This window comes from Oceanobacillus sp. FSL K6-0251, assembly GCF_038004725.1.
Taxonomy (GTDB): Bacteria; Bacillota; Bacilli; order Bacillales; family Amphibacillaceae; genus Oceanobacillus; species Oceanobacillus oncorhynchi.
The window spans coordinates 288,729-312,500 of the sequence record NZ_JBBORS010000001.1; the positions used below are offsets into that span (position 1 = coordinate 288,729).

Annotated in this window: 23 protein-coding genes, 2 rRNA genes and 1 riboswitch (1 of these 26 cut by a window edge); of the genes, 17 read left to right on the plus strand and 8 right to left on the minus strand. The window is 40.4% G+C overall.

The window, feature by feature from the left end:
• Positions 1-208: 208 nt before the first annotated feature.
• The gene (glmS, locus tag MKY45_RS01540) at positions 209-2,011 is read left to right on the plus strand and encodes a glutamine--fructose-6-phosphate transaminase (isomerizing) (protein ID WP_042531067.1); all 1,803 of its coding nucleotides are present in this window, start codon (positions 209-211) and stop codon (positions 2,009-2,011) included.
• 237 nt (positions 2,012-2,248) lie between these two features.
• On the opposite strand, the gene MKY45_RS01545 is transcribed toward glmS, so the two are convergent.
• The gene (locus MKY45_RS01545; protein ID WP_193064936.1) at positions 2,249-3,079 is read right to left on the minus strand and encodes a carbonic anhydrase; all 831 of its coding nucleotides are present in this window, start codon (positions 3,077-3,079) and stop codon (positions 2,249-2,251) included.
• A gap of 629 nt (positions 3,080-3,708) precedes the next feature.
• On the opposite strand from MKY45_RS01545, the gene MKY45_RS01550 reads away from it, so the two are divergent.
• Positions 3,709-4,086: a MerR family transcriptional regulator gene (locus MKY45_RS01550; RefSeq protein ID WP_226895137.1), complete on the plus strand. Its 378-nt coding sequence runs from the start codon at positions 3,709-3,711 to the stop codon at positions 4,084-4,086.
• 24 nt (positions 4,087-4,110) lie between these two features.
• Here the strand turns inward: MKY45_RS01550 and MKY45_RS01555 are convergent, their stop codons facing one another.
• Both MKY45_RS01555 and MKY45_RS01560 read right to left on the minus strand, forming a co-directional pair.
• Positions 4,111-4,440 carry a hypothetical protein gene (locus MKY45_RS01555; RefSeq protein WP_193064937.1) on the minus strand — a complete coding sequence of 110 codons (330 nt, stop codon included), beginning with the start codon at positions 4,438-4,440 and terminating at the stop codon, positions 4,111-4,113.
• A gap of 19 nt (positions 4,441-4,459) precedes the next feature.
• Entirely contained in the window at positions 4,460-5,218 is a 759-nt protein-coding gene (locus tag MKY45_RS01560; protein ID WP_193064938.1) for an SDR family oxidoreductase, read from the minus strand.
• A 160-nt stretch (positions 5,219-5,378) separates the two neighbouring features.
• Here MKY45_RS01560 and MKY45_RS23215 point away from each other — a divergent pair, with 160 nt between their 5' ends.
• Positions 5,379-5,630 (plus strand): DUF4181 domain-containing protein, encoded by a 252-nt coding sequence (locus MKY45_RS23215; protein WP_226895139.1) that lies wholly within the window; start codon positions 5,379-5,381, stop codon positions 5,628-5,630.
• 82 nt (positions 5,631-5,712) lie between these two features.
• Here the strand turns inward: MKY45_RS23215 and MKY45_RS01565 are convergent, their stop codons facing one another.
• The 4 genes from MKY45_RS01565 to MKY45_RS01580 all read right to left on the minus strand — a co-directional run bounded on the left by MKY45_RS01565 (position 5,713) and on the right by MKY45_RS01580 (position 8,782).
• A complete protein-coding gene (locus MKY45_RS01565) occupies positions 5,713-6,036 on the minus strand; it encodes a Uma2 family endonuclease (protein WP_193064940.1) in 324 nt (107 codons plus the stop codon).
• 96 nt (positions 6,037-6,132) lie between these two features.
• Positions 6,133-7,176 carry a YkvI family membrane protein gene (locus tag MKY45_RS01570; protein ID WP_193064941.1) on the minus strand — a complete coding sequence of 348 codons (1,044 nt, stop codon included), beginning with the start codon at positions 7,174-7,176 and terminating at the stop codon, positions 6,133-6,135.
• Between the two features lie 54 nt (positions 7,177-7,230).
• A complete protein-coding gene (locus MKY45_RS01575; RefSeq protein WP_193064942.1) occupies positions 7,231-7,695 on the minus strand; it encodes a CBO0543 family protein in 465 nt (154 codons plus the stop codon).
• On the minus strand, positions 7,616-8,782 hold the full coding sequence (locus tag MKY45_RS01580; RefSeq protein WP_212929424.1) for a DUF2515 domain-containing protein: 1,167 nt from the start codon (positions 8,780-8,782) through the stop codon (positions 7,616-7,618). Before MKY45_RS01580 ends, MKY45_RS01575 begins: the two co-directional genes overlap by 80 nt.
• 84 nt (positions 8,783-8,866) lie before the next feature.
• Between MKY45_RS01580 and shc the strand changes: the two genes are divergently transcribed.
• The 11 genes from shc (at position 8,867) to MKY45_RS01635 (ending at position 17,150) form a co-directional block, all read left to right on the plus strand.
• Positions 8,867-10,741, plus strand: a complete 1,875-nt coding sequence (gene shc / locus MKY45_RS01585; RefSeq protein WP_341172399.1) for a squalene--hopene cyclase — start codon at positions 8,867-8,869, stop codon at positions 10,739-10,741.
• 366 nt (positions 10,742-11,107) lie between these two features.
• A complete protein-coding gene (locus tag MKY45_RS01590) occupies positions 11,108-12,148 on the plus strand; it encodes a DUF1835 domain-containing protein (RefSeq protein WP_341172400.1) in 1,041 nt (346 codons plus the stop codon).
• A 27-nt stretch (positions 12,149-12,175) separates the two neighbouring features.
• Positions 12,176-12,934: a hypothetical protein gene (locus tag MKY45_RS01595; protein ID WP_256705528.1), complete on the plus strand. Its 759-nt coding sequence runs from the start codon at positions 12,176-12,178 to the stop codon at positions 12,932-12,934.
• 102 nt (positions 12,935-13,036) lie between these two features.
• Entirely contained in the window at positions 13,037-13,201 is a 165-nt protein-coding gene (locus MKY45_RS01600) for a hypothetical protein (protein WP_175296989.1), read from the plus strand.
• Positions 13,202-13,579: 378 nt separating this feature from the next.
• Positions 13,580-13,930, plus strand: coding sequence for a hypothetical protein (locus tag MKY45_RS01605; RefSeq protein ID WP_175297019.1), 351 nt, complete (start codon positions 13,580-13,582; stop codon positions 13,928-13,930).
• Between the two features lie 48 nt (positions 13,931-13,978).
• Positions 13,979-14,524, plus strand: a complete 546-nt coding sequence (locus MKY45_RS01610) for a hypothetical protein (RefSeq protein ID WP_052484948.1) — start codon at positions 13,979-13,981, stop codon at positions 14,522-14,524.
• Between the two features lie 110 nt (positions 14,525-14,634).
• Positions 14,635-14,949 (plus strand): hypothetical protein, encoded by a 315-nt coding sequence (locus tag MKY45_RS01615; RefSeq protein WP_042531090.1) that lies wholly within the window; start codon positions 14,635-14,637, stop codon positions 14,947-14,949.
• A gap of 10 nt (positions 14,950-14,959) precedes the next feature.
• A complete protein-coding gene (locus tag MKY45_RS01620) occupies positions 14,960-15,247 on the plus strand; it encodes a hypothetical protein (RefSeq protein WP_256705530.1) in 288 nt (95 codons plus the stop codon).
• Between the two features lie 106 nt (positions 15,248-15,353).
• Positions 15,354-15,453, plus strand: a riboswitch (guanidine-I (ykkC/yxkD leader).
• A 74-nt stretch (positions 15,454-15,527) separates the two neighbouring features.
• Positions 15,528-15,869, plus strand: a complete 342-nt coding sequence (locus MKY45_RS01625; RefSeq protein ID WP_319022575.1) for a DMT family transporter — start codon at positions 15,528-15,530, stop codon at positions 15,867-15,869.
• Positions 15,869-16,183, plus strand: coding sequence for a DMT family transporter (locus MKY45_RS01630; protein WP_193064948.1), 315 nt, complete (start codon positions 15,869-15,871; stop codon positions 16,181-16,183). The genes MKY45_RS01625 and MKY45_RS01630 overlap by 1 nt, the downstream gene beginning before the upstream one ends.
• Positions 16,184-16,283: 100 nt before the next feature.
• On the plus strand, positions 16,284-17,150 hold the full coding sequence (locus MKY45_RS01635) for a hypothetical protein (protein WP_193064949.1): 867 nt from the start codon (positions 16,284-16,286) through the stop codon (positions 17,148-17,150).
• A gap of 149 nt (positions 17,151-17,299) precedes the next feature.
• Here the strand turns inward: MKY45_RS01635 and MKY45_RS01640 are convergent, their stop codons facing one another.
• Positions 17,300-18,211 (minus strand): DMT family transporter, encoded by a 912-nt coding sequence (locus MKY45_RS01640; protein WP_042531095.1) that lies wholly within the window; start codon positions 18,209-18,211, stop codon positions 17,300-17,302.
• Between the two features lie 137 nt (positions 18,212-18,348).
• Between MKY45_RS01640 and pdxR the strand changes: the two genes are divergently transcribed.
• From pdxR to MKY45_RS01655, 3 genes are all read left to right on the plus strand, one after another.
• Positions 18,349-19,764 carry a MocR-like pyridoxine biosynthesis transcription factor PdxR gene (pdxR, locus tag MKY45_RS01645; RefSeq protein ID WP_042531097.1) on the plus strand — a complete coding sequence of 472 codons (1,416 nt, stop codon included), beginning with the start codon at positions 18,349-18,351 and terminating at the stop codon, positions 19,762-19,764.
• A gap of 664 nt (positions 19,765-20,428) precedes the next feature.
• Positions 20,429-21,990 (plus strand): 16S ribosomal RNA (locus tag MKY45_RS01650).
• 197 nt (positions 21,991-22,187) lie between these two features.
• Positions 22,188-23,772 (plus strand): 23S ribosomal RNA (locus MKY45_RS01655) (it continues 1,337 nt past the right edge of the window).
• Together the 16S and 23S rRNA genes form the textbook arrangement of a ribosomal RNA operon.

The following is a 23,772-nucleotide window of genomic DNA, read 5'->3' on the forward strand; positions in this document are numbered from 1 at the left end:
AGGTCGGGGGTTATCGAATTATTCGGCGGGTGCCTCCCAGCTGTCCATCGCAGCTGCTGCTTTATCTTTAAACCATCAGGGTGACTTGATGAACAAAGAGATAAAGAATGATGTCTATAAAAACTAACACGAGAAAGGGGCAGAACAAGGCCCCTTCGCTTCGAATCGGTCTTTTGTCTCTGCCCCTTCAAACAAGGAGGACATCGACATGTGCGGAATCGTCGGTTACATTGGACAAAATGATACGAAAGAAATTTTATTAACAGGCTTGGAAAAATTAGAATATCGCGGATATGACTCTGCAGGTATTGCGACTTTAGGGGAAGATGGCGTACACGTAACAAAGGTAAAAGGACGTATCGCAGCGTTACGCAAAGAAGTAGATAACAGCAAGGATGCGACTATTGGTATCGGTCATACGCGTTGGGCGACGCATGGTGTGCCAAGTGTGCAAAACGCACATCCACATCAGAGCTCAACAGAACGTTTTACCATTGTGCATAATGGGGTTATTGAAAACTATGTAGACCTGAAGAAGGAATATCTGGAAGATGTTGACTTTGTAAGTGAAACAGACACAGAGGTTATCGTACAGCTTATTGAAAAACTTTATGAAAAACATAAAAATACCAAAAAAGCATTTGGTGAAGCAATGAGCCTGCTGAAAGGTTCTTATGCTATTGGTCTGATTGATGCAGAAGATCAGGAAACTTTATATGTATCCAAAAATAAAAGTCCGCTATTGGTTGGTTTAGGCGAAGGTTTTAACCTGATTGCCAGCGATGCTATGGCGACGTTGAAAGAAACAAACGAGTACTTGGAAATCTATGATAAAGAAATTGTTCTTGTCAATCGAAGCTTTGTAGAAGTGCAGACATTAGATGGAGAAGTTATCAACCGCGAGCCGTTTACAGCGGAAATCGATGCAAGTGATACAGAAAAAGGAACGTATCCTCATTTCATGCTGAAAGAGATCGATGAACAGCCAATTGTGATGCGCAATATTATTCGTGAATATCAGAATGAAAAGGGCGAATTAAAGCTAGAAAAAAATATTCGTAAAGCCATGCAAAAAGCAGATCGCATATATATTATTGCAGCAGGAACGAGCTATCATGCCGGATTAGTTGGAAAAGAGTTTCTAGAAAAGCTTTCTAATATCCCTGTAGAAGTACATGTTGCAAGTGAATTTTCCTATAACATGCCACTGCTATCTGAAAAACCTTTATTTATCTTTATTTCCCAAAGTGGGGAAACTGCAGATAGCCGTGCTGTATTAGTTAAAGTAAAAGAATTAGGACATCCAGCACTGACATTAACAAATGTGCCTGGATCAACCCTTTCTCGTGAAGCAGATTATACCTTGCCTTTACATGCTGGACCAGAAATCGCTGTTGCTTCCACAAAAGCATATACAGCACAAATTGCTGTTTTAGCGGTTCTTGCAGTAGATACAGCAAGGGTAAAAGGTATTAAATTAGATTTTGATCCATTACAAGAGTTGGCTATCGTAGCGAATGCAATGGAAATCATTACGAACCAAAAAGAAGAGCTGGAGCAGTTAGCAAGAGATTATTTTGCGACAACACGCAATGCTTTCTTTATTGGCCGCAGTACAGATTATCATGTTGCGCAAGAAGCAGCATTGAAGCTGAAAGAAATCTCCTATATCCAAGCAGAAGGCTTTGCTGGAGGAGAGTTGAAGCATGGTACCATCGCATTGATTGAGGATGGTACGCCAGTTATTGCTTTAACTACACAAGAAAATGTAAACTATTCTATTCGTGGAAACGTGCAGGAAGTGGTTGCACGCGGGGCAAATGCACTTATTATCAGCTCAAAAGGCTTAGAGCAGGATGAGGATGCTTTTGTACTGCCGGCAGTGCATGAGCTATTGACTCCATTGGTAAGTGTGATTCCAATGCAGCTTCTGGCTTATTATGCAGCATTGCATCGTGACTGTGACGTGGATAAACCACGGAATTTGGCGAAGAGTGTTACGGTGGAGTAATTAAGAGTCTTAATGACAAAAAGTGTCCCTATATAAAAATAAAGCGGCTTAAATAATAAAAACGTTCCTTATAAAAAAGTAACGTTCTCAAACCCGAAGGTCTTCTCGGTATATTCCCACCAAACCTTCGGGTTTTTATATTCAAATTAGGTAGGAAATCCAAAATTAATCCCTGCTTTAAACCATCCTTAAAAATAGGACCACGGCTTGTGTATGGACTATAAACTAGATAAAGAATTAATGCGTGTGAATATCTCTATCATTTAATGATTGCGGTTTACGATGATTATGCGGTGAGAAAAGCTCACCAAATGCATCAATCTGTTCTTGAGAATATTGAATTGGTTCTTCTAGTAAAAGCCAGCTAACATCTTCTGTACACGGTGGTGTTGTTAACGAACCGTTAAATCTAAAAGTAGTAAGGTCTTCCGGTAATAAATCACGTAAGTTAATCAAATTATCTAGTTCTAAATCCTTGTTAGTTTCTGTTTCAGGCAATTTTGACCAGGCTTCTGCTAGAATTTCGTTTTCTTCTCCAGCTTCAATCATGAACCCAAGTACAGCAAGATCTCCATTTTCATTACTATGTACAATATGTCCTTCCATATCAAAGAATCGTCCATCAATGGTATTTTCGCTTGGAATGTGGAAGTGTAATTGTTGTACGCTATATTCTTCACCTTCAACAATAATAGAGTTACTTCCAGTTGGGTCATTCAGTTGAATTGTATGGCCATTATTCTCTAATGTAAATGCAGTAGGCTGATAGTTAATTTCGATATCGTTTAATGTTTCATCTAGTTTAACTTTTGCTAAATCAATATCAATTGGTGATTGCTCCTGTCCTTCAGCACAAGTGAGATATTCTGGATGCAGTGTATCCCAATAATCAGGACCAGTGTCACCTGTATAGGACCATTCTATCTCTTCTACAGAGTGAGTTTCTTCTTCGGCTTCATCAACACTTTTTTCTGCAGAACCCTCTTCAGTTGCAGTGTTTCCGGAGCATGCAGTTAATAGTGTAATTGATAAAAATACTGCCATCCACATCAATTTAAATTTTTTCATAACTTCGCCACCTTTTTATTTCATGTTAATAACTAAATGGTAACGAATTCAATTAAGCTAATCAATGAATAATAGTAACTATTCACTGTTAAGACGTGTATTTTATTTTAGAATTATTCCTGACCTGGTTACTATAGAAGGACTGTTCCTTACTAATGTGAGGTCGCTCTCACAAAGAACTATGAGTTTGAACCAGATTATAAATTTTATGATGCCAAATCGAGAGAACGTATAAGAATAGTTTATAAAATTATTTTGGCATGGTTGAAAGCCGCCATTGCATCTGCTGATTCTAATCCTGGCAATCCAACTGTATCAGTACAGAATTCATTCGAATGTTATATTGTACATAATCCAGTGGTCATATTGCTTAACGTCGCTGCCGAGTAGGGTGACTCCAGCATAAGTTTCATTGCAAAATGAAGATTATTTCAGTACATGTAAAGGGGAAGATGTATGTTCGCTGCTCTTCTGGTTGCATTCAAGATCACTTGAATGTTTATAATAATAGTATATTTAAAGAAGTGAATGAAAAATTATATTTTTTAGTGGGAGATTTAACAAGTTTTATTTTATCGTTTTGCTGAAATGACACACAAAGGAAAATGAGAAACAGGTGGTGTGGAAATATGCTGACAATTAAAGAGGCTTCCGAGAAAACAGAAGTCCCGGCATCAACCATTCGTTATTATGATAATGAAGGACTTTTGCCATTTCTTGAGCGCAGTGAAAATGGTTACAGGATGTTTAAAGAAGAAGATTTATTTTGGCTGGAGTTAATAGGGTGTATGCGTGCAACGGGAATGTCTATTGAAATATTAAGGCATGTGGCACACTTATACATGAAAGGGGATAGCACTTTAGAAGAAAGAACACAAATTTTTCGTGACCATCAGGAAAAATTGCAGAAACAGAAAATGGAGATTGATATAGCATTGGACAAGCTGACCAAGAAAATGAAGATACTAGAAGAAGAGAAGTCACCCAAAAAAACCTCTCAGATTTAGATTCCTGAGAGGTTTTCGTATGGTTTATTTGGCATTTTGCAGTAGCTTTTTACGAACAATATTTTCGTCCGAATCAACAACGGATGTAAAACCAAATGAAGATGCTAGTTCTTTTTGGAGCTGTTCCGACCCGCGTCCAAGCATTTCTTTCGCATCCACTACGACACCAATTGCAAAGATATCATGGTGGTAAAGACCTTGTTCATGTGACAGTTCAATCATTTTTTTCGTTAAATCGTTAATGAAAGATTCTTTAGAGATGGAAACTTTTCTACTTGCGTTTACATCCCCATTAGAAGCCAGAATAGATATCGTCGTTTCTATTGGAGCATATTCGGCTAAAAAACAATGCATAGAAATCTCCTCCTTTTGATTAGCGGGTTGTATACCCTCCATTTGCGAATATAGTTTGTCCATTAATCCACCATCCGTCTGTAGTCAAAAATTTAACTACTGGAGCGATATCTTCAATTTGAGTTAATTGATTATGAAGCGCTTGCGACTTATGAAATGCTACTCTTTCCTCCGTTTCTTGCGGATAAAAGAAAGGCGTATCCATTGGACCAGGAGCAATATTATTGACGGAAATTCCCCGGCTCATTAATTCTGCCGAAGCAGCTCGTGTATAGTGTTCAACAGGTGCCTTTTCGCCCGCATAAGTAGAGTATCCCTCCGTATAAGCAGCTAATAATGCTGTAACAATCGTAACGATTTTCCCATTGTCGTTCATATGCTTCGCAGCTTCTTTGATAAAAAAGTAGGCTGTTTTTGCATTAATCTGCTGCATACTATCATATTCTTCTTCAGACGTTTCTACAATCGGTTTGCGAAGAACCTTGCCGGTTGTATTAACAGCAATATCAATGTTGCCATACTGACTTACGGCAAAATCAAACAGTTCTTCTATTTTAGTTGCACTTGTTAAATCACCTTGAAATAATGCAGCTTCTCCGCCATTATCTTTAATTGATTCAACGGTTTGCTTTGCTTCTTCCTTAGAGGAAGAACTGTGATAATGCACGACTACTTTTGCTCCGTCATTTGCATAATCCTTGCTTATCAAAGCGCCAAGGTTTTTTCCGCCGCCTGCAATAACCACTATTTTATCTTTCAATGTATTAAATTTTGCCATGCTCATTACCTCCTTAATATAATTCAGTTAGAGTATAAACCTTGAAGTGCGCTTGAAGGCAATAAAAAATTTGAAAATATTATATAAATTGAATGAACTTGAATGAAATATTAACTTTAGTAAAAATTAAGTGGTTTCTGCTATATGTTTTAGAAGGCTAATGTATCTCTTTAGTTCATTTGTAATTGCCATTCTTATTTTAAATCACTTTGTCAACCGATATCTCATGAAAAAATGGGAGATACAAATAGCTGATTTAGGTAGGAAATATGTGAACAGACTACATAAATATGGGGAGAGAATACTCTACCTGGTAAATTTAATCGTGATGGTCATTGCAATAAATGATTTTCCGCACCTCAGAATATGGATTTTTATTGGTATGGCTACGGTTGCGTACAGTTTCATATAAATGGGGAAATGTTAATCGTATATAAGCACAATTAAAAAAACAACAGCGAGATATTTGCTGTTATTTCGGCATCTTTTATTATTTAATCAAAAAACAGATTTTCATTTTCAGTGAAGTTTTCGGGATGGCATGTCACAAATAAGTCAGGGACAACCCTTTTATTTTTATTATGATTATTCTCGTTTGGTTCAAACAAGACAGCTGTTGGTGCAGAAAATGCGTCACAACCGCTGTTTTTTAATGCATTATGAAGTTCTACGTAGAGAAAAGACGATATCCTCTGATGTTTTATACTTAGAGGCGGAGAAGTGTAAATAATTCCATCGATATATACTAATACTTCATCGGTTTGTTGTTTCACTTCCAATTCTTTATGGGTGTTGAAATTTTTATCTGTTAAACGCAATTCAATCACTAGCCTTATTTGAATTATAAGCGAATTCTTATTAAAAATAAAATGAAGCACCTATTTACTTTATTATCTCCCAATAAAAGAGTCTATTTATTTCTCAGGCATTCTTTTAATCAATAACCACAACAGAAAGAACAACCCCAGATAACCAAACAACGGGTACAATACCGACAGTAATTTTCCATATCCCACCTGGCTGATTAAAAAGACAACAAACAGAATTACCAGGACAGCATGTTGATAACGAAGACGAAATGCCGACTGCAGCTGTCGTGTGATTCCAAACACATTCCCGACCACTGTATTGAAAATCTCGCCGTAAATAACGATTAAGAACAGAATATGAATAAGGGCTCCAAAATGTTGGACAATCTCGGCCATCGGTATTTCATAAGGAAATGTTTGCGGAAAGACGGACAATGAAAAATGGATTAATAATAGGATGAAAAATAAAGCCATTCCACCCAAAAATCCGCCCCAGCGTAAAACGTGTTCATCCTGAATTTCCTTTCCCAATGGTACAAGAACAACCTGTGCTGTCATCAGATTAAATGCTGCATAGGCAAAAGGAGAGCCTGCCCAAGAAAGGTTGTCCGATAACTGAACAGGTAGGAGTTTTTCTGCCAGCAGATGCGGATGCTCTCCCGCGATAGAGCCTGCTACAAACAGGACGAAAAGAAGCATTAATGGCACAATATAGGAGTTGATGGCAAATAATCCATTTAATCCTTTCATGACAACGATATAAGAGAGAATGAGTGTAAGGATCACTCCCATTTGAAACGGAAGGCCAAGCTGTTCATGAAATACAGCGCCTGCCCCGGAAAGCATGACGGAAGTAACGCCGATAACGACGAAAAAGATAAACAGATTAATCACTTTGGCAATCTTTCTTCCAAAGAGGTATTCATTTAAATCCTGATAAGAATAGGCTCCAATTCGGACAGATATAATCATTATTTTGGTTCCTATCCAAATAAACAAGATTCCGCTGATTGCAATGCCGACGGTCCCTAAAGCTCCATAGACACTAAAAAACGTAACAATTTCTTTCCCTGAAGAAAAGCCTGCTCCAATAACCGTTCCAACATATGTAGCTGCTAACAGCAATATAGAAATTTTTCGATTCCGCATCACGCCACCTCCTCATCATTTCTATGATTAGGAGGACGAGTAAATACCAGCTTTTCAAATTTTCACCTGAAAAAACCGAAAAATTATCCAAACAATCATGAGGAAAAGCATATACCCGAAAAAGGAATAGGCATGATTCCAATCTGGATGAGGCATAAATCCTCCCAGCTTTTCAGCGGTTTTTTCGATAAAAATGACCGCTGTACTAATCGTAAGAATCATTATGCACCGCGGAAGGGTCCTCATCCGATTGGCCAGGTACAAGAATAAAATGACGGAAACAGGAAGAATCAGCAGTGTAAAGGCAATATTGACTGTAAATATTTCTGGGAAAAGCCGCATAGGAAAGTGATACATGCCGATGCCGACAAAAAATAAATCTAAATAGGTCCCGACGATGGAAGAAAAGAGAGCTGCGATGACATACGCCTGCTGTTCTTTACTCCTGTCTGAGGAAGATCGCCTTTTTTGCAATGATGATAAGCTCGATTTTTTCCATTGCCTTGCAGTATTTTTCATGAATTTCCCCACCTGTATTTTTTTCTTCTTCTACGAAATAATCAATCACACTTACATCGTTAAACCAGTCTCCTCTTTCAGCCGGGGAGTGGTTAACGTTTTTCCAAGCATATTTCAATGGAGGGCTATAGATTCGGGGAGCTCCTTTTCTGCGTTCACAATGCCTTGTTCTTCGCCGATAGACCGTACCCGGTGCAGATTCATTCACAGAATGAAACAAATCTTTCCAATAATCGGCTCGGGAGCCTGTATGCGGATGCTTCCCTGCCCATAGCAGAATATCTTTTAAGACAGATTTCTGTTGAAAAAGGATGGCATATAAACGTTTCCCCAGCATAATCCGCTCATGGAGAGAGCCGAAATGGTGCAGGGTATCACCGATTAATACGGGCTTCTTTTCTATTTTTCCAAGGTGATAATGCGGGAAAATAACATGATTAAAGCGTAAAAAATCATACAGCTTAAAACCCAATGTATCTAATACCGTTTCTTTAAAATAAGGATGATGCACCACTCTTTTTTCTAAATAGCTTTGTTCATTAATAATGGTTGCGATGGCTAACAGATAACGGTCACCATGCTCCCAAAAATGATTCCATACCACTTCCATAAATACAGAGACATTCAAGAAAGGAAGAAGGTGAAAAAGATTTTGATGCATTCTTACACTTTGCTGATACAGCAATAATTGCGGATAAACATCCTGGAATATTAACCAATTTCCCCGTTCTAAAAATAAATAGAAGTTTTTTTGTTCTTTTTCGGATAACAAACGCGATAGGAGGTCGCCTTTCAAATCAGTCATGTTCCAACCGCCGTTGCGTGATACCATATGCCCTAATAAAGCCCAATGGATTTCTGGGTGCTGCATATAAAAATCGAAGTAGGCTTGTGTCCGGGTGACATTATTTTTATTCCATTTAATTGTCAGTTGATGAATGCGTTGAATGAATACCTGCTCTCTTTTAGGAAGCATGGATACGGATAGGCCGTTTGCTTTTGGATTCCTTATATTCTTCAGTTCTTTTTTTATCTCAAGAACAGACTTTTCATACACTTTTCTTTTTTTGAAACAGCCAATTGTCATCCAGTCTCCTCCCTCTCTAAGGAATATGCTTACACGGTGTCTCATATGTATAGGAAAAACGGTTCTTATAAGAGAGGTTTTCTGATGAAGGAAAAGATAGATATAGAAATCAATCGTCTGGTTGACAGGCTTACAAAAGAACAAGAGCACGATGGTTCCTGGGCGTATCCCTTTGAAACAGGGATTTCCACAGATTGTTATATGATTATCCTCTTGCGTACATTGGAAATGGATGATGAGGACCTTATCGATGCGCTGGTAAGCAGGATCCTTCGTAAACAAGGGAAAAATGGCGCCTGGAAAATATTCCACGATGAAGTGGAAGGGAACCTCACAGCAACGGTAGAGGCCTGTTATGCGCTCCTTTATTCCGGCCACCGAAAAGAGGAGGACCGGGAGATTCGTTTGGCCACAAGGTTTATCCAGCGGCATGGGGGCTTAAAAGAAATCAATATGTTTGCAAAGGTCATGTTAGCTCTGACAGGGCAGTATAAATGGCCGCGTTATCTTCCTGTTCCAGTTAAATTCATTCTTTTTCCAGTTTCTTTTCCACTTAATCTATTTGACTTATCGTTATATGCACGGTCCAATTTGGTTCCTATATTAATTACGGCAGATTATAAATTCAGCCGAAAGACAAAGCGTTCGCCTGATTTGTCCGATTTATTTTTACAACGGGAAGATGACGGCGATTGGGAAACGGAGTTAAACGATTGGCGCTCCTTTCAAACCCCTTTTCAACGAGGAATTAGCAGTCTGATAGGAAAGCCGGAACAGCTCCATGAATTAGCCTTGCAGCGTGCAGAGGAGTATATGCTGAATCGAAGGGAATCAGACGGGACATTTTACAGCTATTTCAGTGCAACATTTTTGATGATATTTGCTCTGATGGCCAGGGGCTATTCGAAAAAGGATCCGATTATTATCAAGGCAGTAGAGGGACTAAAAGCTTTTCAAACCAGCATTGGAAAACAAACGCACATGCAGTATACGACAGCAAACGTCTGGAATACGGCTTTAATCAGCTATGCTTTGCAAAAGGCTGGTGTATCCCCCTCTGCCACGGTAATTAAGAAGGCAAATCAGTATTTACTTGGGAGACAACAGATGAAGTACGGCGATTGGAGCATCCATAACCAAGATGTGACACCGGGCGGATGGGGTTTCTCTCATATTAATACGTTCAATCCTGATCTGGACGATACAACAGCTGCGTTGAGGTCTATTCGTTCCTTTGCCCGTCACACCCCCGTCTATCGACAAGCCTGGGACCGCGGAATTCAGTGGGCAGTCTCCATGCAGAATGATGATGGCGGCTGGCCGGCCTTTGAGAAGAATGTAGATAATACATTGCTTTCCTGGCTGCCGATTGAAGGGGGAGGATCGATGCTGCTGGATCCATCAACGGCAGATTTAACAGGGAGGACATTGGAGTTCTTTGGAAATGACACGCATACAGATACGTATCAGCCTTTTATAAAACGCGGCATGAAGTGGCTTCTGCAAAATCAGGAAAAGGATGGATCCTGGTATGGCAGATGGGGGATTTGTTATATCTACGGAACCTGGTCGGCGATTACAGGATTAGCAGCGGTTAAAACACGCAGCAATCATCCGCAGATGCAAAAAGCGATCCAATGGTTATACGCCATTCAAAATCAGGATGGCGGCTGGGGAGAGTCGTGTAAAAGTGATATAGAGAAAAAATATGTCCCGCTCAAGGAAAGCACGCGTACACATACCGCCTGGGCGTTAGATGCACTGATTGCTGCAGAAGGAAAAGCAACGCCGGAAATCAAGCGGGGTATTGCGTATTTGCTGGAGACGGCGGAAAAAGTGGATTGGACAACAGCCTATCCGAAGGGGCAGGGGCTTCCTGGAGGGTTTTATATTCATTACCATAGCTATGAATATTTGTTTCCGTTGCTTGCTTTGGCGAATTATCGGGAGAAGTTTTGATAAAAGGAGGATGTTTGAAAAACGTGGCTGCTTTTTGAACACATACTAAAAAATTACCCGGCATGCTCGGATAAAGCATGCCGGGCAATTTTGCTGGTTTAAAAATGCACAAGCAAAATAGGCAAGGGTATTGATAGAAACAGATCCGTTCTATAAAGATTTTTTATTAGTTAGAAAAGGGAGTATGAGGTTATCTTTTAATAAGTATTTACATCAATAAGCAATTTCGTGTAACGTGAATGTATGGAAATAGTTGAAATGAATGATGGAGGATTATGAAAAAAATTCTTATGTGATCGAGCAGTTACGTTTAATTAAGAGATAATAGGCGCTATCGTAATAAAACCTATAAAGGTGGGAGATACATTGATCGATGAATTAAAAGGAACCCTTAATCATGCTGGGGAAGAGGAAGTGAAGTCCCTTTTATTTCAAACCTTTTTTCGAATCCATATGCTTGAAGAATTAGACCAATATACGGAGGAGCAGTTTGTAGCAGACTTGAAGAAAACATACCATGATTTTCTAAATGTCAAAAGAGGCCAAACAAAAATAAAAAATAGTACCAATGATAAAGTTGTGCATATCCTCTTTGATGATTCCGCGGCTGGAAGCTTGAAATGGGTATTAAAAGAAATGGGATTACAAGATGAAGAAATGGTTATCTCCTTTTCAGATGTCTTTTCAATCGGCCCAATTTGGCAGTTGCATAATCAAGCGGGACTTGACTACAGGGAGGAATGGCTAAAAAACCATCTTCTCCTGGATGATGATTATCTAGATGAATACCGACATCATTTCAACCGTACACTCTCCATGATAAGTGCTATCCCTGAAACGGCGTCTATTATCATTTGGACTGGGGAAAACGCTCATGAACAGATTGCTTTAAGCTATGTTCTGTATTTATTGAGAGATAAAAGGAATGATATAACCGCTATAAACACAACGAAACAGTATAAAAAACAATTCAATATTCCAGAAAAGGATAATTATCCGTTGCACACCGGGGAAATCATGTCTGAAAAGCTGCAGTTGATTTATCAAAATAGCAGTAAGACAACTGCTTTAAGCAAAGAGCAGCGGGAAAAATTCGAGCAGAAATGGCAAGCATTAGCTGCTACACAAGAAGCTCTGAGGATATGGGAAAATAGAGATATAAAAAGTGTAGATGAAAGCTATTATGACGACTTGATAATCAACAAAGCAAAAATGCTGCATCAGGAGCAAAAGAATACGGAATTCATCCTATCAGCACGTCTTATTGGCGAGGTGATCTGCTATTTAGATCAATATATTAGCGATGTGTTTGTGGAGTATAGCGTAAGACGTTTAATTTTGAAGGGCGTTTTTGAAATAAAAGGTGTTCCCAAAGCAATGCGGTTTTACAGTGTGAAACTCAAATGAATTACGAAGCGTCAGGAGTAAATACATATGGAAAATAATTTAGAAAGCCTCTTTCTAAGAAAGCTAAGCGCAACCTTTGTGACCACCATCTTTCTATCGGCATTGTTTATTGTTATTCATTTTATAAATGGGTTTGAATCTGCATACCATCGCGGAAATCAATTCATGGGCTGGTTTACCGTTTATGCCCTGTATATTGGGATGATTATCCTGATTTATGGAAACGCGGTGGCAATAGCAATAGAATATTTGCAAAGTAAGTGGTTTCGTCAACATGACTGGCTGTATGTGTTGATTCTCGGCTTTTTCGGACTGGCTAATGGCATCATCTTTCAAGATGGAATGGCTGCCTTATACGGAATGCCAGCCGCCATCATCTATGGGATGTTTGATAAGTGGCTAGACAGAAGAAAGAGGAAGAAAAAGAGCGTTAAACCTTTTTGGATTATCCCAATCGCTTGCCTTGGAATAAGCTGGGGTTATTTAGAAGTAACCTCTCCGCCTATGCCCCCATTTACCAAAGAAGATGCGGTTGATTTTGCAACTTCTGGTGAAGGAACGTTAACAGATGACTTCCCTGACAATATTGGACAATGGGAAGGTACAGTGGAAGGCTATCACATTACAAAGGAAACAGATGCAGAAGAAATTGGGGATGAAACGTATATTGTCACCTTTACAGAACACTGGAAAAAGGGGAGGGAATCAGGTACTTGGACAGCTTCTTATGAAGTTGACAGGCAAAGCATGACTACAGTTAACATAGAGGGAAAGAGGCCGTCATAGGATGGGATGCATTAATAGGATTTTAGGAGAACGTGATGACAATAATAAAGTGTGGTGTGTTGTTGGCAGCTGATGTGCTGATTATTTTAGAGGGGAGGATCAATGATGGATAACCAATATTTTGTAGGATGGGGCACACTGGCATTGATAAATGCCGGACTTGCACAGGGAAAGAATCGGACAGGGTTAAATTGGTTCTTGCTTTCCCTTGTATTAGGCCCGATAGCAACATTAATTTTGTTATTTGTTGAGAAGCGAATGCAATGAATACGATAATACGCAGGAAGACTTCTAAGCAAGACACCAATAGAAGCACCTTGGAGTTTCTAAAGGATGAAAATAAATGCGGATCATTTTTCTTAACCAAAGGACGCCATAGAGAGGAGCGGCTTCATTATGTATAATAATAAAGATAAAAAATTCCATTGTGATCATTGCGATAAAATCATAGAAACAGGTGAAAAGTGCTGGATAAAGTGGAATTTCCCTCCCAGCCATTTGAAGACGCAAACAATGCCTAGAAAAAGTTTTGAGTGGGAGAACGTTCCTGTGATTTGCAGTGAATGTTCGAATAAGGATATTAAAATGTCAGATTATTAATCTATATCTTTGATAGGCTATTATTAATTAAATGACTTTACTTCAATGAGCCAAGATTATTTAATTGAAAATAATTATGATAGCACAATTAAACGCAGGTTTTCGTATAGTTCTCATTTTTCATACAAGCATCAAGCAGCTGCATATGCTAATCAAATTCCTTTGAACAATCAAATTAAAGGACCTGCAGAAGAAGAGAAATGTTTAACTATACTATACAATTATATGGACGAAGCAATTCAAAATAGTCAAGTTGTTGAGTATTTTACATCTTGGAATGGCGAAGAAGATTTAGCTCTTTTTAAAAAGAGGAGTATTCATTGTCTGGACATAAAAAATCCGTATGACTTAGTCATAGAAGATCGGGAGCTTTGGGAAATATTGCTTTGGAACTGAAATAAGTGAGCATACCATACTATTCTTTAGTAAAGGCGGGTATATCTAATGAAGAAGTTATTCCTTTTTATGCTGCTTACGCTTTCTCTATACGCGTGCAGTCAACCGGAAACAAATGAACCCGAACCTGAAACGACTCCCGTTGATTCGGTTGCCAATATGCCGGAAAGTATGCCGGATGACTTTGATTTTTCCATCCAGTTTGGTGTGGGCAAAAATAATGAGATTAACACTTTCGAAGGCACAGTGACGAAGGATTTAATAGAAAATGGTACAGCAACTGCAGAAATCAGCTTAACAGAGGAAGAAATGAACCAAATTTATGAAAAAATGAAAGAAATCAATATAAAAGAACCAAAAGAGTTTACTCCAGAACCCGTCGACGGAACGATTTGCAGTGTAGAACCACATGAAGAGGATGCGTGGGAAATTATCGTCAACGGAGAAACAATAACACATTCTGTTTCTGGAGCTTACTGTGAACCGACTGAAGATACAAAGGAATTTATCGGATTACGCGATGATGTATTTAGCGTTGTTAAGGAAAAGGATGCGTATAAAGCGTTACCTGATGCTAAGGGCGGTTATGAATAAAAGATTATCAATGTTTTATACATGAAGTAATAAAATGGCGAGTGGACTTATTCCATATATCAAGACGGAAGCCCCGTCTCCCATTTGAAAAATGAAAAGAGGAACCAGCTATGATCGGTTTACTTAATATAGGCAGTCTTCTGCTTGGACTCGTTGCGTGGATACTTCCTGTTATTATTCTCACAAGATATGATAAAAACAATCCAAAGAATTGGGCTGCGTTTTCCCTTGCGAGCATGAGTGCTTGTGCTATTTCGTTATGTTTTCAGTTAGCTTATAACTATCATTTAGTAAAAATAGAGGATTGGATTGCTCTGATGGATACAGCAGGTGCTGTTGTTTCTGCCGCAGCGGTTCTGCTTATCGTTACCATCCTATTAAATGCTATTACTATATTTGTATATCGGGACAAAGCAGCAAAATAGGGGAATAAATGTGTTAGAAAGCGATGGAAGAAAGGGACAAAATGAGGGGAAGGAAGAGAGATACATGCGGTTATATGATAAACCGGTAACAGCGTATTTACATAATGATTTAACGGCTTTTGAATCGGAGGAAAATGACAAACAGCTTGTTTATCTTTTTGAAAAAGGCTATGTAACTGTTCTTGGGGAGTTCGAGTCTGATAAATATGTTGGTGGAAAAGCCTGTATTATTTTTAATCAGGAGGATGTTATATCGGTTGATAGAGGGATGCTGCGCTTTGTTGATGGGGAAAGTTGACGTATGTAAAAATGTTGCATCAATTTCTTCTTTTTGATATGGTTTTTTAAATGAAAGCTTTTATGGCAGAAAAAAAACGTCTATTATGATAAGAAATTACGTTGAAAAAAATGTTTTCTAGGGTTCCGCACATCAAATGCTGGTCTGGTCCGAGAGAAAACACACAGTGAATTACTGTGTCACGGAGGGATAAAAGCCCGGGAGAAGCTGTATGTACAGTTGCCTCTCAGGGCTTTTTTTAATTCGTTTTTTGGAAATAATAAAAGTGGAGGTGTTTGCAGTGAATCGAAATTGGATGAAAGTATTCGTTGCAGCTTTTTTGGAAATTTTTTGGGTGATTGGTTTAACGCATGCATATGATTTTTGGACATGGACTGGCACAGTTATATGTATTATTGTTAGTAATTATTTAATGATTACAGCGGCACAAGTACTGCCGGCAGGAACGGTTTATGCTATTTTTGTAGGGTTAGGGACAGCAGGTACTGTTATTGCAGGATTTCTTTTCTTTGGAGAAGCGTTTAAATGGGAAAAAGCAATTCTCATAGCAACATTATTAGCTGGAGTGATGGGTTTGAAATTGGTCACACCAGATAAGGCAGAGAAAGGAGCTGAATCCTGATGGCTTGGTTTACTTTAATTATCGCAGGCTTACTGGAGACATTTGGTGTTGCCATGATTAATCAGCTCTCTGTAAAACGGAATTGGCAAACAGTCATTCTACTTATTTTAGGGTTTGGTTCAAGTCTTGCTTTGCTGAGTTATTCCTTACAATTCATCCCTATGGGAACAGGCTACGCCATTTGGACAGGGATTGGTGTTGTCGGCGGCGCACTTATCGGCATGATATTTTATGGAGAATCAAAAGACTGGAGGCGTATGGTTTTTATCGCTATGGTTTTATGCTCTGTAATCGGGCTTAAATTAATCACGTAATAAGCGAAATGGGTATTGGTTTCAGTAGAATCTTTTGATAAAGGCGAATGGGTTAAAAGAAAACCATTCCACAAGAAATGAACTAAGAACGGGGAATCTTATGACAAAAACAAAATGGGCGCTCCTTGTTTTAGGAATCATGGATTTGGTTCTTATCATGATGCATGGTACCGATTATTATTTTCTTTTTTTAAAACCAACTGGATATGTTATTCCTATGGTTATAAACCTGATCGTTCTTGCTGCAATCGGTTTTCGTGCAAAGCTCCCTATTCGTTCAAACCTTCCTAAAATATGGACAATTGCCGGGCTTGTTATTTTTATACCAATCATATTGTTTCATGGCTTCATGGTTTTGTTGATGGAATATAGTTACACAAAAATCGATTCACCATACGATCAGCAGTCGCTAGTAATCGAGCATCGCAGCTTTACCCTTGGGGAGACAACCTATTCTTATAATTTTTACAAGACGAAATTTGGCTTTATCGGCAAACAACTGGATGACCAATCCATTAGCATAGTTGCTCGACGCAGGGACTATCCGTCTGAAAGCTTCAATGCTGAAAATGCTTTGGGGTTAGGAAATGTAGAGTGGTTAACAGCAGATTCTGTTCGTTTCCATACTTGGAAAGGGACGGAGGATGTTTATTTAGATTCTACACAACCTTCATCTGAAACAGACGAGACGGAAAACCTGGAGGAAGCGATAGAGCAGTTTATGGATAATGCTGAAAAGAAAGAGGGCGGACAAACCATCACCGTGAATGGAAATACATTAACAGTACGGTATGATGCGGCTGCAAATCAAGAGTGGATTGACATAGCCAATGAGAATGAGGCTGGAGCCATTCCGACACAGCAATGCTCGCGTATTGTGCCAAACAAGGAACGCGGATATTATATGCTGGAAGAATGTACGCACCAATGGGAATATCCTTTATATCCTATGTCTGAAAAAAGATAATTCCGTCTAATCGATAAGGCGCTATTCCTCCATTGATTTTATCGCTATATCATTGTCTGAGTTTACAAGAGGGATGGCTGTAAATAAACAGAGAGAATCGGAGCTAAACTTGTTTACTTGAGTTTAGCTCCGGTTCTCTCTTTGTGCTTTTATAAATTTTTTAACGGTGTCTGGCTAACCTGTAACTCATCCTCTCTCTTTATATTTGACATAAACACCCCTGATAAAGTAATCATGCCTCCCGCGATTGCAAGGAAATGAGGAATCTCATTCAACCAAACCCATGCAATAAGGAAAGCAAACACTGGTGTTAAATAAAGTGAACTCGTTGCCTCGGAAGCCCCGGTTTTGGACGTAACGTAGGCCAAAGTGAAGTAGGGAATAACCGTTGGAAAAATTCCCAGATAAACCACTGCCAGTGTTGCGTCCATTGGCGCGTTCATGATTGCCTCTCCAAGTCCAGGCATAAAAATCAACATGAAAAGCGTGCCTGCCCAAATCGTATATATCGTGAATGCGAAAAAACCATATTTTTTTAAGTAAGCATTTTGAAAAACAAAGTAAATACTTTCTGAAAGGGATGCGATTAAAATAAGGATAATGCCAGCGTTAAATGAAAAGCTGCCGGCGGAGTCACCGAAAGCAATAAAAGCTACCCCGCAAAAACTGATAAAGGAGCCTATCCATCCCCACAGGCCAAATTTTTCACGGAAAAATAATAAAGCCAATAATGCAGCGAATATAGGTGTTGTAGAGACCAATAAACTTGCAATCCCTGCACTAACCGTTTGTTCCCCATAATTTAGTGCTGTTTGATAGACGGAGAACCCCAGAAAACCTAATAATAAAATAATGGGTATATCTTTGATTTCCGGCAAACGAATTCTTTTGATAAAAGCTGCAAGAATCAGCATCAATGATCCAACTAATAATCGTAAAAGGGATATATGCTCTGGGGAGTAAGCAGTCAGAGCAGCTCGGATTCCGGGAAATGCAGATGCCCATAAAATAATGGTTACCAAATGAGCAAAAGCGATTTTTACATGGAAAGATTTTATCATAAGTACACCTCATTTATTTTAAGTACAACCAGTTTCGAACGGTGTTTCCTATGGTAATATGAGTGTGTTAGAATGTCTGCAACAGCTTAAATAGAAAAAATCCAACCAGTTTAAATAGGGTTGGAAAAGGAGTATCTATGAAAAAGCCCAAATATCAAATCATTATTGATTTTATAAAAGAGAAAATTTCTAAAGGAGAGTGGGCGATTGGAAGCCAAATACCGAGCCAGCGTCATTTGGCAAGAATGTTTGGAGTCAATCGAAGTACGGTTATCATAGCGTTAGAGGAATTAATGGCAGATGGATTAATAGAAGGAAAAGCAGGAAAAGGGACTGTTGTCACCAATAACACATGGACATTGATGGGAGACCATCTTTCCACAAACTGGAATGGGAATGTCACGCAGGGTATTCATAAGGCAAGTGTCTCTACAGTGCAAGAAATCAATGAAACGGAATCAGATAATCGTTTCATTCAATTAAGTAAAGGGGAATTATCACCAGAGTTATTTCCTTTAGAAGAAATGCAGGATATCATCCAAAAAGTTTCGAAACAATTGACCCCGTTCGGGTATGAAGAGCCAAAAGGGAATATAAAGCTGCGAGAGGCCATTAGTAATTATTTGAAAGAAAGAGGTATCGATGTGTCGCCATCATCCATCTTAGTGGTTTCTGGAGCGCTTCAAGCCCTCTATCTTATCTCCATTGGCCTTTTAAAGGATAAATCAACGGTATTCTTGGAAGAACCTTCTTACCTTTATTCGTTATCTGTTTTTCAGTCAGCCGGTATGGATCTCGAGGGGTTGCCGATGGATAACAAGGGCGTTAAGGTCGATTCTATTTACCAAACGAAGGAAACGGGCAGAAATATTTTATATACCATACCTTCCTTTCATAACCCAACAGGTATCTTAATGGAGGACAGAAGAAGAGAAGAATTAATGGAATACTGCATTAGAGAACAGATTCCTGTTATTGAAGATGATGTGTATCGTGATTTATGGATGGATAACGCACCTCCAGAACCATTAAAAGCCAAAGATCGTCATGGCAATGTCTTATATATTGGAAGCTTATCAAAGACATTAAGTCCTGGATTACGCATCGGCTGGCTGGTCGGTCCAGAGCCTGTTATTGACCGGTTAGCGGACTTGAAAATGCAATTAGATTACGGGTCAAGTACATTATCTCAGCTTGTAGCAGAGAAATGGTTATCCAGCAGTTTGTATGAACATCATATCGAAAAAGTTCAAAAACAACTGAGGATTCGCCGACAAAGAGCTTTAGAGGCATTGGAAAAATATTTAGGTTCTGTCGCCACTTGGGATGTTCCAAAAGGCAGCTTCTTTATATGGGTGAAAATAAATCCTGCTTTTAAAGTGAAAAAGCTATTTGAAAAAGCATTATCCAAAGGGATTCTCATCAATCCAGGAAGTATTTATAAGGAAAAAGCAGGACAATTTGTACGACTGTCCTATGGTTTTGCTTCGCTGGATGAAATTGAAAAGGGAATATTTCAGTTGAGTGAAATAATTAAAAATAATAAGGGATGAGATATTGCAAAACGGACAGCCCCTTCAATATAATTGAATGGCCAGTTTTTTAATGACTGTGCGTCGAATAAAACGGTTCGGGAGTTCATTATCCCATCCTCAAAGAAGCTGATTGTATTAGCCTCAAAAAAGCCGTTGAAAATGTGCATGATTCTTATACTCGTTATTACAAAAAGCAGAATCGGGCACCTTTTTTTAAATCAAAGAAGAGCTCGAATAGAATTGGGGAAAGAAAGTTTCGTTCGAAATTGTTTTTGACTAACTATTATTTATCTAACGTTTTAAATATAAGTTACTACCACTGAAAGACTGGCGTATCAGCATTTTGTTGCATTATATGCTGTTTGATAGAATTACTGATTCATAGTATGAAGTTATTTAATTTGGATATATTTTAAAATAATCGTTGACTTTCTATTTTCAGCATGGTAAATTTAATCTCGTTGCTAATTCGAGCGATCGTTCAGCTAACATGAATTTAAAAAGTTGTTGACATCGAATTGCAGATATGATAAATTAATAAAGTCGCCAATTTGAAACAGCGACAAACAAATTGCTCTTTGAAAACTGAACAAAACAACCAGTACGAAAGAAGAAAGACAACCTCGTTTTTCTTAAAAAATAAGTCAGAAGTTGACTTCTGAAAGCTAATGTTTCAAACACTTTTATGGAGAGTTTGATCTTGGCTCAGGACGAACGCTGGCGGCGTGCCTAATACATGCAAGTCGAGCGCGGGAAGCGAACGGAACTCTTCGGAGGGAAGTTCGTGGAACGAGCGGCGGACGGGTGAGTAACACGTAGGCAACCTGCCTGTAAGACTGGGATAACTCGCGGAAACGCGAGCTAATACCGGATAACACTTTCTATCACCTGATGGAAAGTTGAAAGGCGGCTTTTGCTGTCACTTACAGATGGGCCTGCGGCGCATTAGCTAGTTGGTGAGGTAACGGCTCACCAAGGCGACGATGCGTAGCCGACCTGAGAGGGTGATCGGCCACACTGGGACTGAGACACGGCCCAGACTCCTACGGGAGGCAGCAGTAGGGAATCTTCCGCAATGGACGAAAGTCTGACGGAGCAACGCCGCGTGAGTGATGAAGGTTTTCGGATCGTAAAACTCTGTTGTCAGGGAAGAACAAGTACGATAGTAACTGATCGTACCTTGACGGTACCTGACCAGAAAGCCACGGCTAACTACGTGCCAGCAGCCGCGGTAATACGTAGGTGGCAAGCGTTGTCCGGAATTATTGGGCGTAAAGCGCTCGCAGGCGGTTCTTTAAGTCTGATGTGAAATCTTGCGGCTCAACCGCAAACGTGCATTGGAAACTGGAGGACTTGAGTGCAGAAGAGGAGAGTGGAATTCCACGTGTAGCGGTGAAATGCGTAGAGATGTGGAGGAACACCAGTGGCGAAGGCGACTCTCTGGTCTGTAACTGACGCTGAGGAGCGAAAGCGTGGGGAGCGAACAGGATTAGATACCCTGGTAGTCCACGCCGTAAACGATGAGTGCTAGGTGTTAGGGGGTTTCCGCCCCTTAGTGCTGAAGTTAACGCATTAAGCACTCCGCCTGGGGAGTACGGCCGCAAGGCTGAAACTCAAAAGAATTGACGGGGACCCGCACAAGCGGTGGAGCATGTGGTTTAATTCGAAGCAACGCGAAGAACCTTACCAGGTCTTGACATCCTTTGACCGCTCTAGAGATAGAGTTTTCCCTTCGGGGACAAAGTGACAGGTGGTGCATGGTTGTCGTCAGCTCGTGTCGTGAGATGTTGGGTTAAGTCCCGCAACGAGCGCAACCCTTAATCTTAGTTGCCAGCATTCAGTTGGGCACTCTAAGGTGACTGCCGGTGACAAACCGGAGGAAGGTGGGGATGACGTCAAATCATCATGCCCCTTATGACCTGGGCTACACACGTGCTACAATGGACGGAACAAAGGGAAGCGAACCCGCGAGGTCCAGCAAATCCCATAAAACCGTTCTCAGTTCGGATTGCAGGCTGCAACTCGCCTGCATGAAGCCGGAATCGCTAGTAATCGCGGATCAGCATGCCGCGGTGAATACGTTCCCGGGTCTTGTACACACCGCCCGTCACACCACGAGAGTTCGTAACACCCGAAGTCGGTGAGGTAACCTTTTGGAGCCAGCCGCCGAAGGTGGGACGAATGATTGGGGTGAAGTCGTAACAAGGTAGCCGTATCGGAAGGTGCGGCTGGATCACCTCCTTTCTAAGGATATATAACGGAATTCGTACGTGGTTGTTTGGTTCAGTTTTGAGAGAGCAATTCTCTCAAAGGAAGTTTGTACCTTGAAAACTAAATAAGAGTAACAACGACATCAAACTTTAAAAATAAGGCAAAAAAGCTATTGATATAGCGACACAACTGATTACATTCTGTAATCAGCCATCTTATTCAAAAACTTTAGTTAAGTGAATAAGGGCGCACGGTGGATGCCTTGGCACTAGGAGCCGATGAAGGACGGGACTAACACCGATATGCCTCGGGGAGTTGTAAGTAAACATGATATCCGAGGATTTCCGAATGGGGGAACCCACTGTTCGTAATGGAACAGTACATCTATCTGAATACATAGGGTAGGTGAGGCAGACCCGGGGAACTGAAACATCTCAGTACCTGGAGGAAGAGAAAGAAACATCGATTTCCTGAGTAGCGGCGAGCGAAACGGAAAGAGCCCAAACCAAGAAGCTTGCTTCTTGGGGTTGTAGGACATTCCATTGGAGTGACAAAGAAATTCTTTAGATGAATCGACCTGGAAAGGTCAGCCAAAGAAGGTAACAGCCCTGTAATCGAAAAGGAATTTCCTCCGGAGTGTATCCTGAGTACGGCGGAACACGTGGAATTCCGTCGGAATCCGGGAGGACCATCTCCCAAGGCTAAATACTCCCTAGTGACCGATAGTGAACCAGTACCGTGAGGGAAAGGTGAAAAGCACCCCGGGAGGGGAGTGAAATAGAACCTGAAATCGTGTGCCTACAAGTAGTCGAAGCCCGTTAATGGGTGACGGCGTACCTTTTGTAGAATGGACCGGCGAGTTACGATCGTATGCAAGGTTAAGTGGAAGACACGGAGCCGTAGCGAAAGCGAGTCTGAACAGGGCGAATGAGTATGCGGTCGTAGACCCGAAACTGTGTGATCTACCCATGTCCAGGGTGAAGGTCAGGTAACACTGACTGGAGGCCCGAACCCACGTATGTTGAAAAATGCGGGGATGAGGTGTGGGTAGCGGTGAAATTCCAATCGAACACAGAGATAGCTGGTTCTCTCCGAAATAGCTTTAGGGCTAGCCTCAAGATAGAGAGTACTGGAGGTAGAGCACTGATTGGACTAGGGGCCCCTACCGGGTTACCGAATTCAGTCAAACTCCGAATGCCAGTTACTTACGCTTGGGAGTCAGACTATGGGTGATAAGGTTCATAGTCGAAAGGGAAACAGCCCAGACCGCCAGCTAAGGTCCCAAAGTATACGTTAAGTGGAAAAGGATGTGGCGTTGCACAGACAACCAGGATGTTGGCTTAGAAGCAGCCATCATTGAAAGAGTGCGTAATAGCTCACTGGTCGAGTGACGCTGCGCCGAAAATGTACCGGGGCTAAACGTATCACCGAAGCTGCGGATTGTTCTTACGAACAATGGTAGGAGAGCGTTCAAAGTGCTGCGAAGTCAGACCGTGAGGACTGGTGGAGCGCTTTGAAGTGAGAATGCCGGTATGAGTAGCGAAAAAAGAGTGAGAATCTCTTTCACCGAATGCCTAAGGTTTCCTGAGGAAGGCTCGTCCTCTCAGGGTTAGTCGGGACCTAAGCCGAGGCCGACAGGCGTAGGCGATGGACAACAGGTTGATATTCCTGTACCACCTCATGATTGTTTGAGCAATGGGGGGACGCAGGAGGATAAGGAGTGCGCACCGATGGATGTGCGTCCAAGCATGCGAGGAAGTCAGATAGGCAAATCCGTCTGACATGATTCTGAGCTGTGACGGGGAGGGAAATAGA

Coding starts and splice junctions, on each gene's coding strand:
- glmS (WP_042531067.1), top strand. CDS start 209: ATGTGCGGAATCGTCGGTTACATTGGACAAAATGATACGAAAGAAATT.
- MKY45_RS01545 (WP_193064936.1), bottom strand. CDS start 3,079: ATGAAAAAATTTAAATTGATGTGGATGGCAGTATTTTTATCAATTACA.
- MKY45_RS01550 (WP_226895137.1), top strand. CDS start 3,709: ATGCTGACAATTAAAGAGGCTTCCGAGAAAACAGAAGTCCCGGCATCA.
- MKY45_RS01555 (WP_193064937.1), bottom strand. CDS start 4,440: ATGCATTGTTTTTTAGCCGAATATGCTCCAATAGAAACGACGATATCT.
- MKY45_RS01560 (WP_193064938.1), bottom strand. CDS start 5,218: ATGGCAAAATTTAATACATTGAAAGATAAAATAGTGGTTATTGCAGGC.
- MKY45_RS23215 (WP_226895139.1), top strand. CDS start 5,379: ATGTATCTCTTTAGTTCATTTGTAATTGCCATTCTTATTTTAAATCAC.
- MKY45_RS01570 (WP_193064941.1), bottom strand. CDS start 7,176: ATGCGGAATCGAAAAATTTCTATATTGCTGTTAGCAGCTACATATGTT.
- MKY45_RS01575 (WP_193064942.1), bottom strand. CDS start 7,695: ATGAAAAATACTGCAAGGCAATGGAAAAAATCGAGCTTATCATCATTG.
- MKY45_RS01580 (WP_212929424.1), bottom strand. CDS start 8,782: ATGACAATTGGCTGTTTCAAAAAAAGAAAAGTGTATGAAAAGTCTGTT.
- shc (WP_341172399.1), top strand. CDS start 8,867: ATGAAGGAAAAGATAGATATAGAAATCAATCGTCTGGTTGACAGGCTT.
- MKY45_RS01595 (WP_256705528.1), top strand. CDS start 12,176: ATGGAAAATAATTTAGAAAGCCTCTTTCTAAGAAAGCTAAGCGCAACC.
- MKY45_RS01600 (WP_175296989.1), top strand. CDS start 13,037: ATGATGGATAACCAATATTTTGTAGGATGGGGCACACTGGCATTGATA.
- MKY45_RS01605 (WP_175297019.1), top strand. CDS start 13,580: ATGAGCCAAGATTATTTAATTGAAAATAATTATGATAGCACAATTAAA.
- MKY45_RS01610 (WP_052484948.1), top strand. CDS start 13,979: ATGAAGAAGTTATTCCTTTTTATGCTGCTTACGCTTTCTCTATACGCG.
- MKY45_RS01615 (WP_042531090.1), top strand. CDS start 14,635: ATGATCGGTTTACTTAATATAGGCAGTCTTCTGCTTGGACTCGTTGCG.
- MKY45_RS01630 (WP_193064948.1), top strand. CDS start 15,869: ATGGCTTGGTTTACTTTAATTATCGCAGGCTTACTGGAGACATTTGGT.
- MKY45_RS01635 (WP_193064949.1), top strand. CDS start 16,284: ATGACAAAAACAAAATGGGCGCTCCTTGTTTTAGGAATCATGGATTTG.
- MKY45_RS01640 (WP_042531095.1), bottom strand. CDS start 18,211: ATGATAAAATCTTTCCATGTAAAAATCGCTTTTGCTCATTTGGTAACC.
- pdxR (WP_042531097.1), top strand. CDS start 18,349: ATGAAAAAGCCCAAATATCAAATCATTATTGATTTTATAAAAGAGAAA.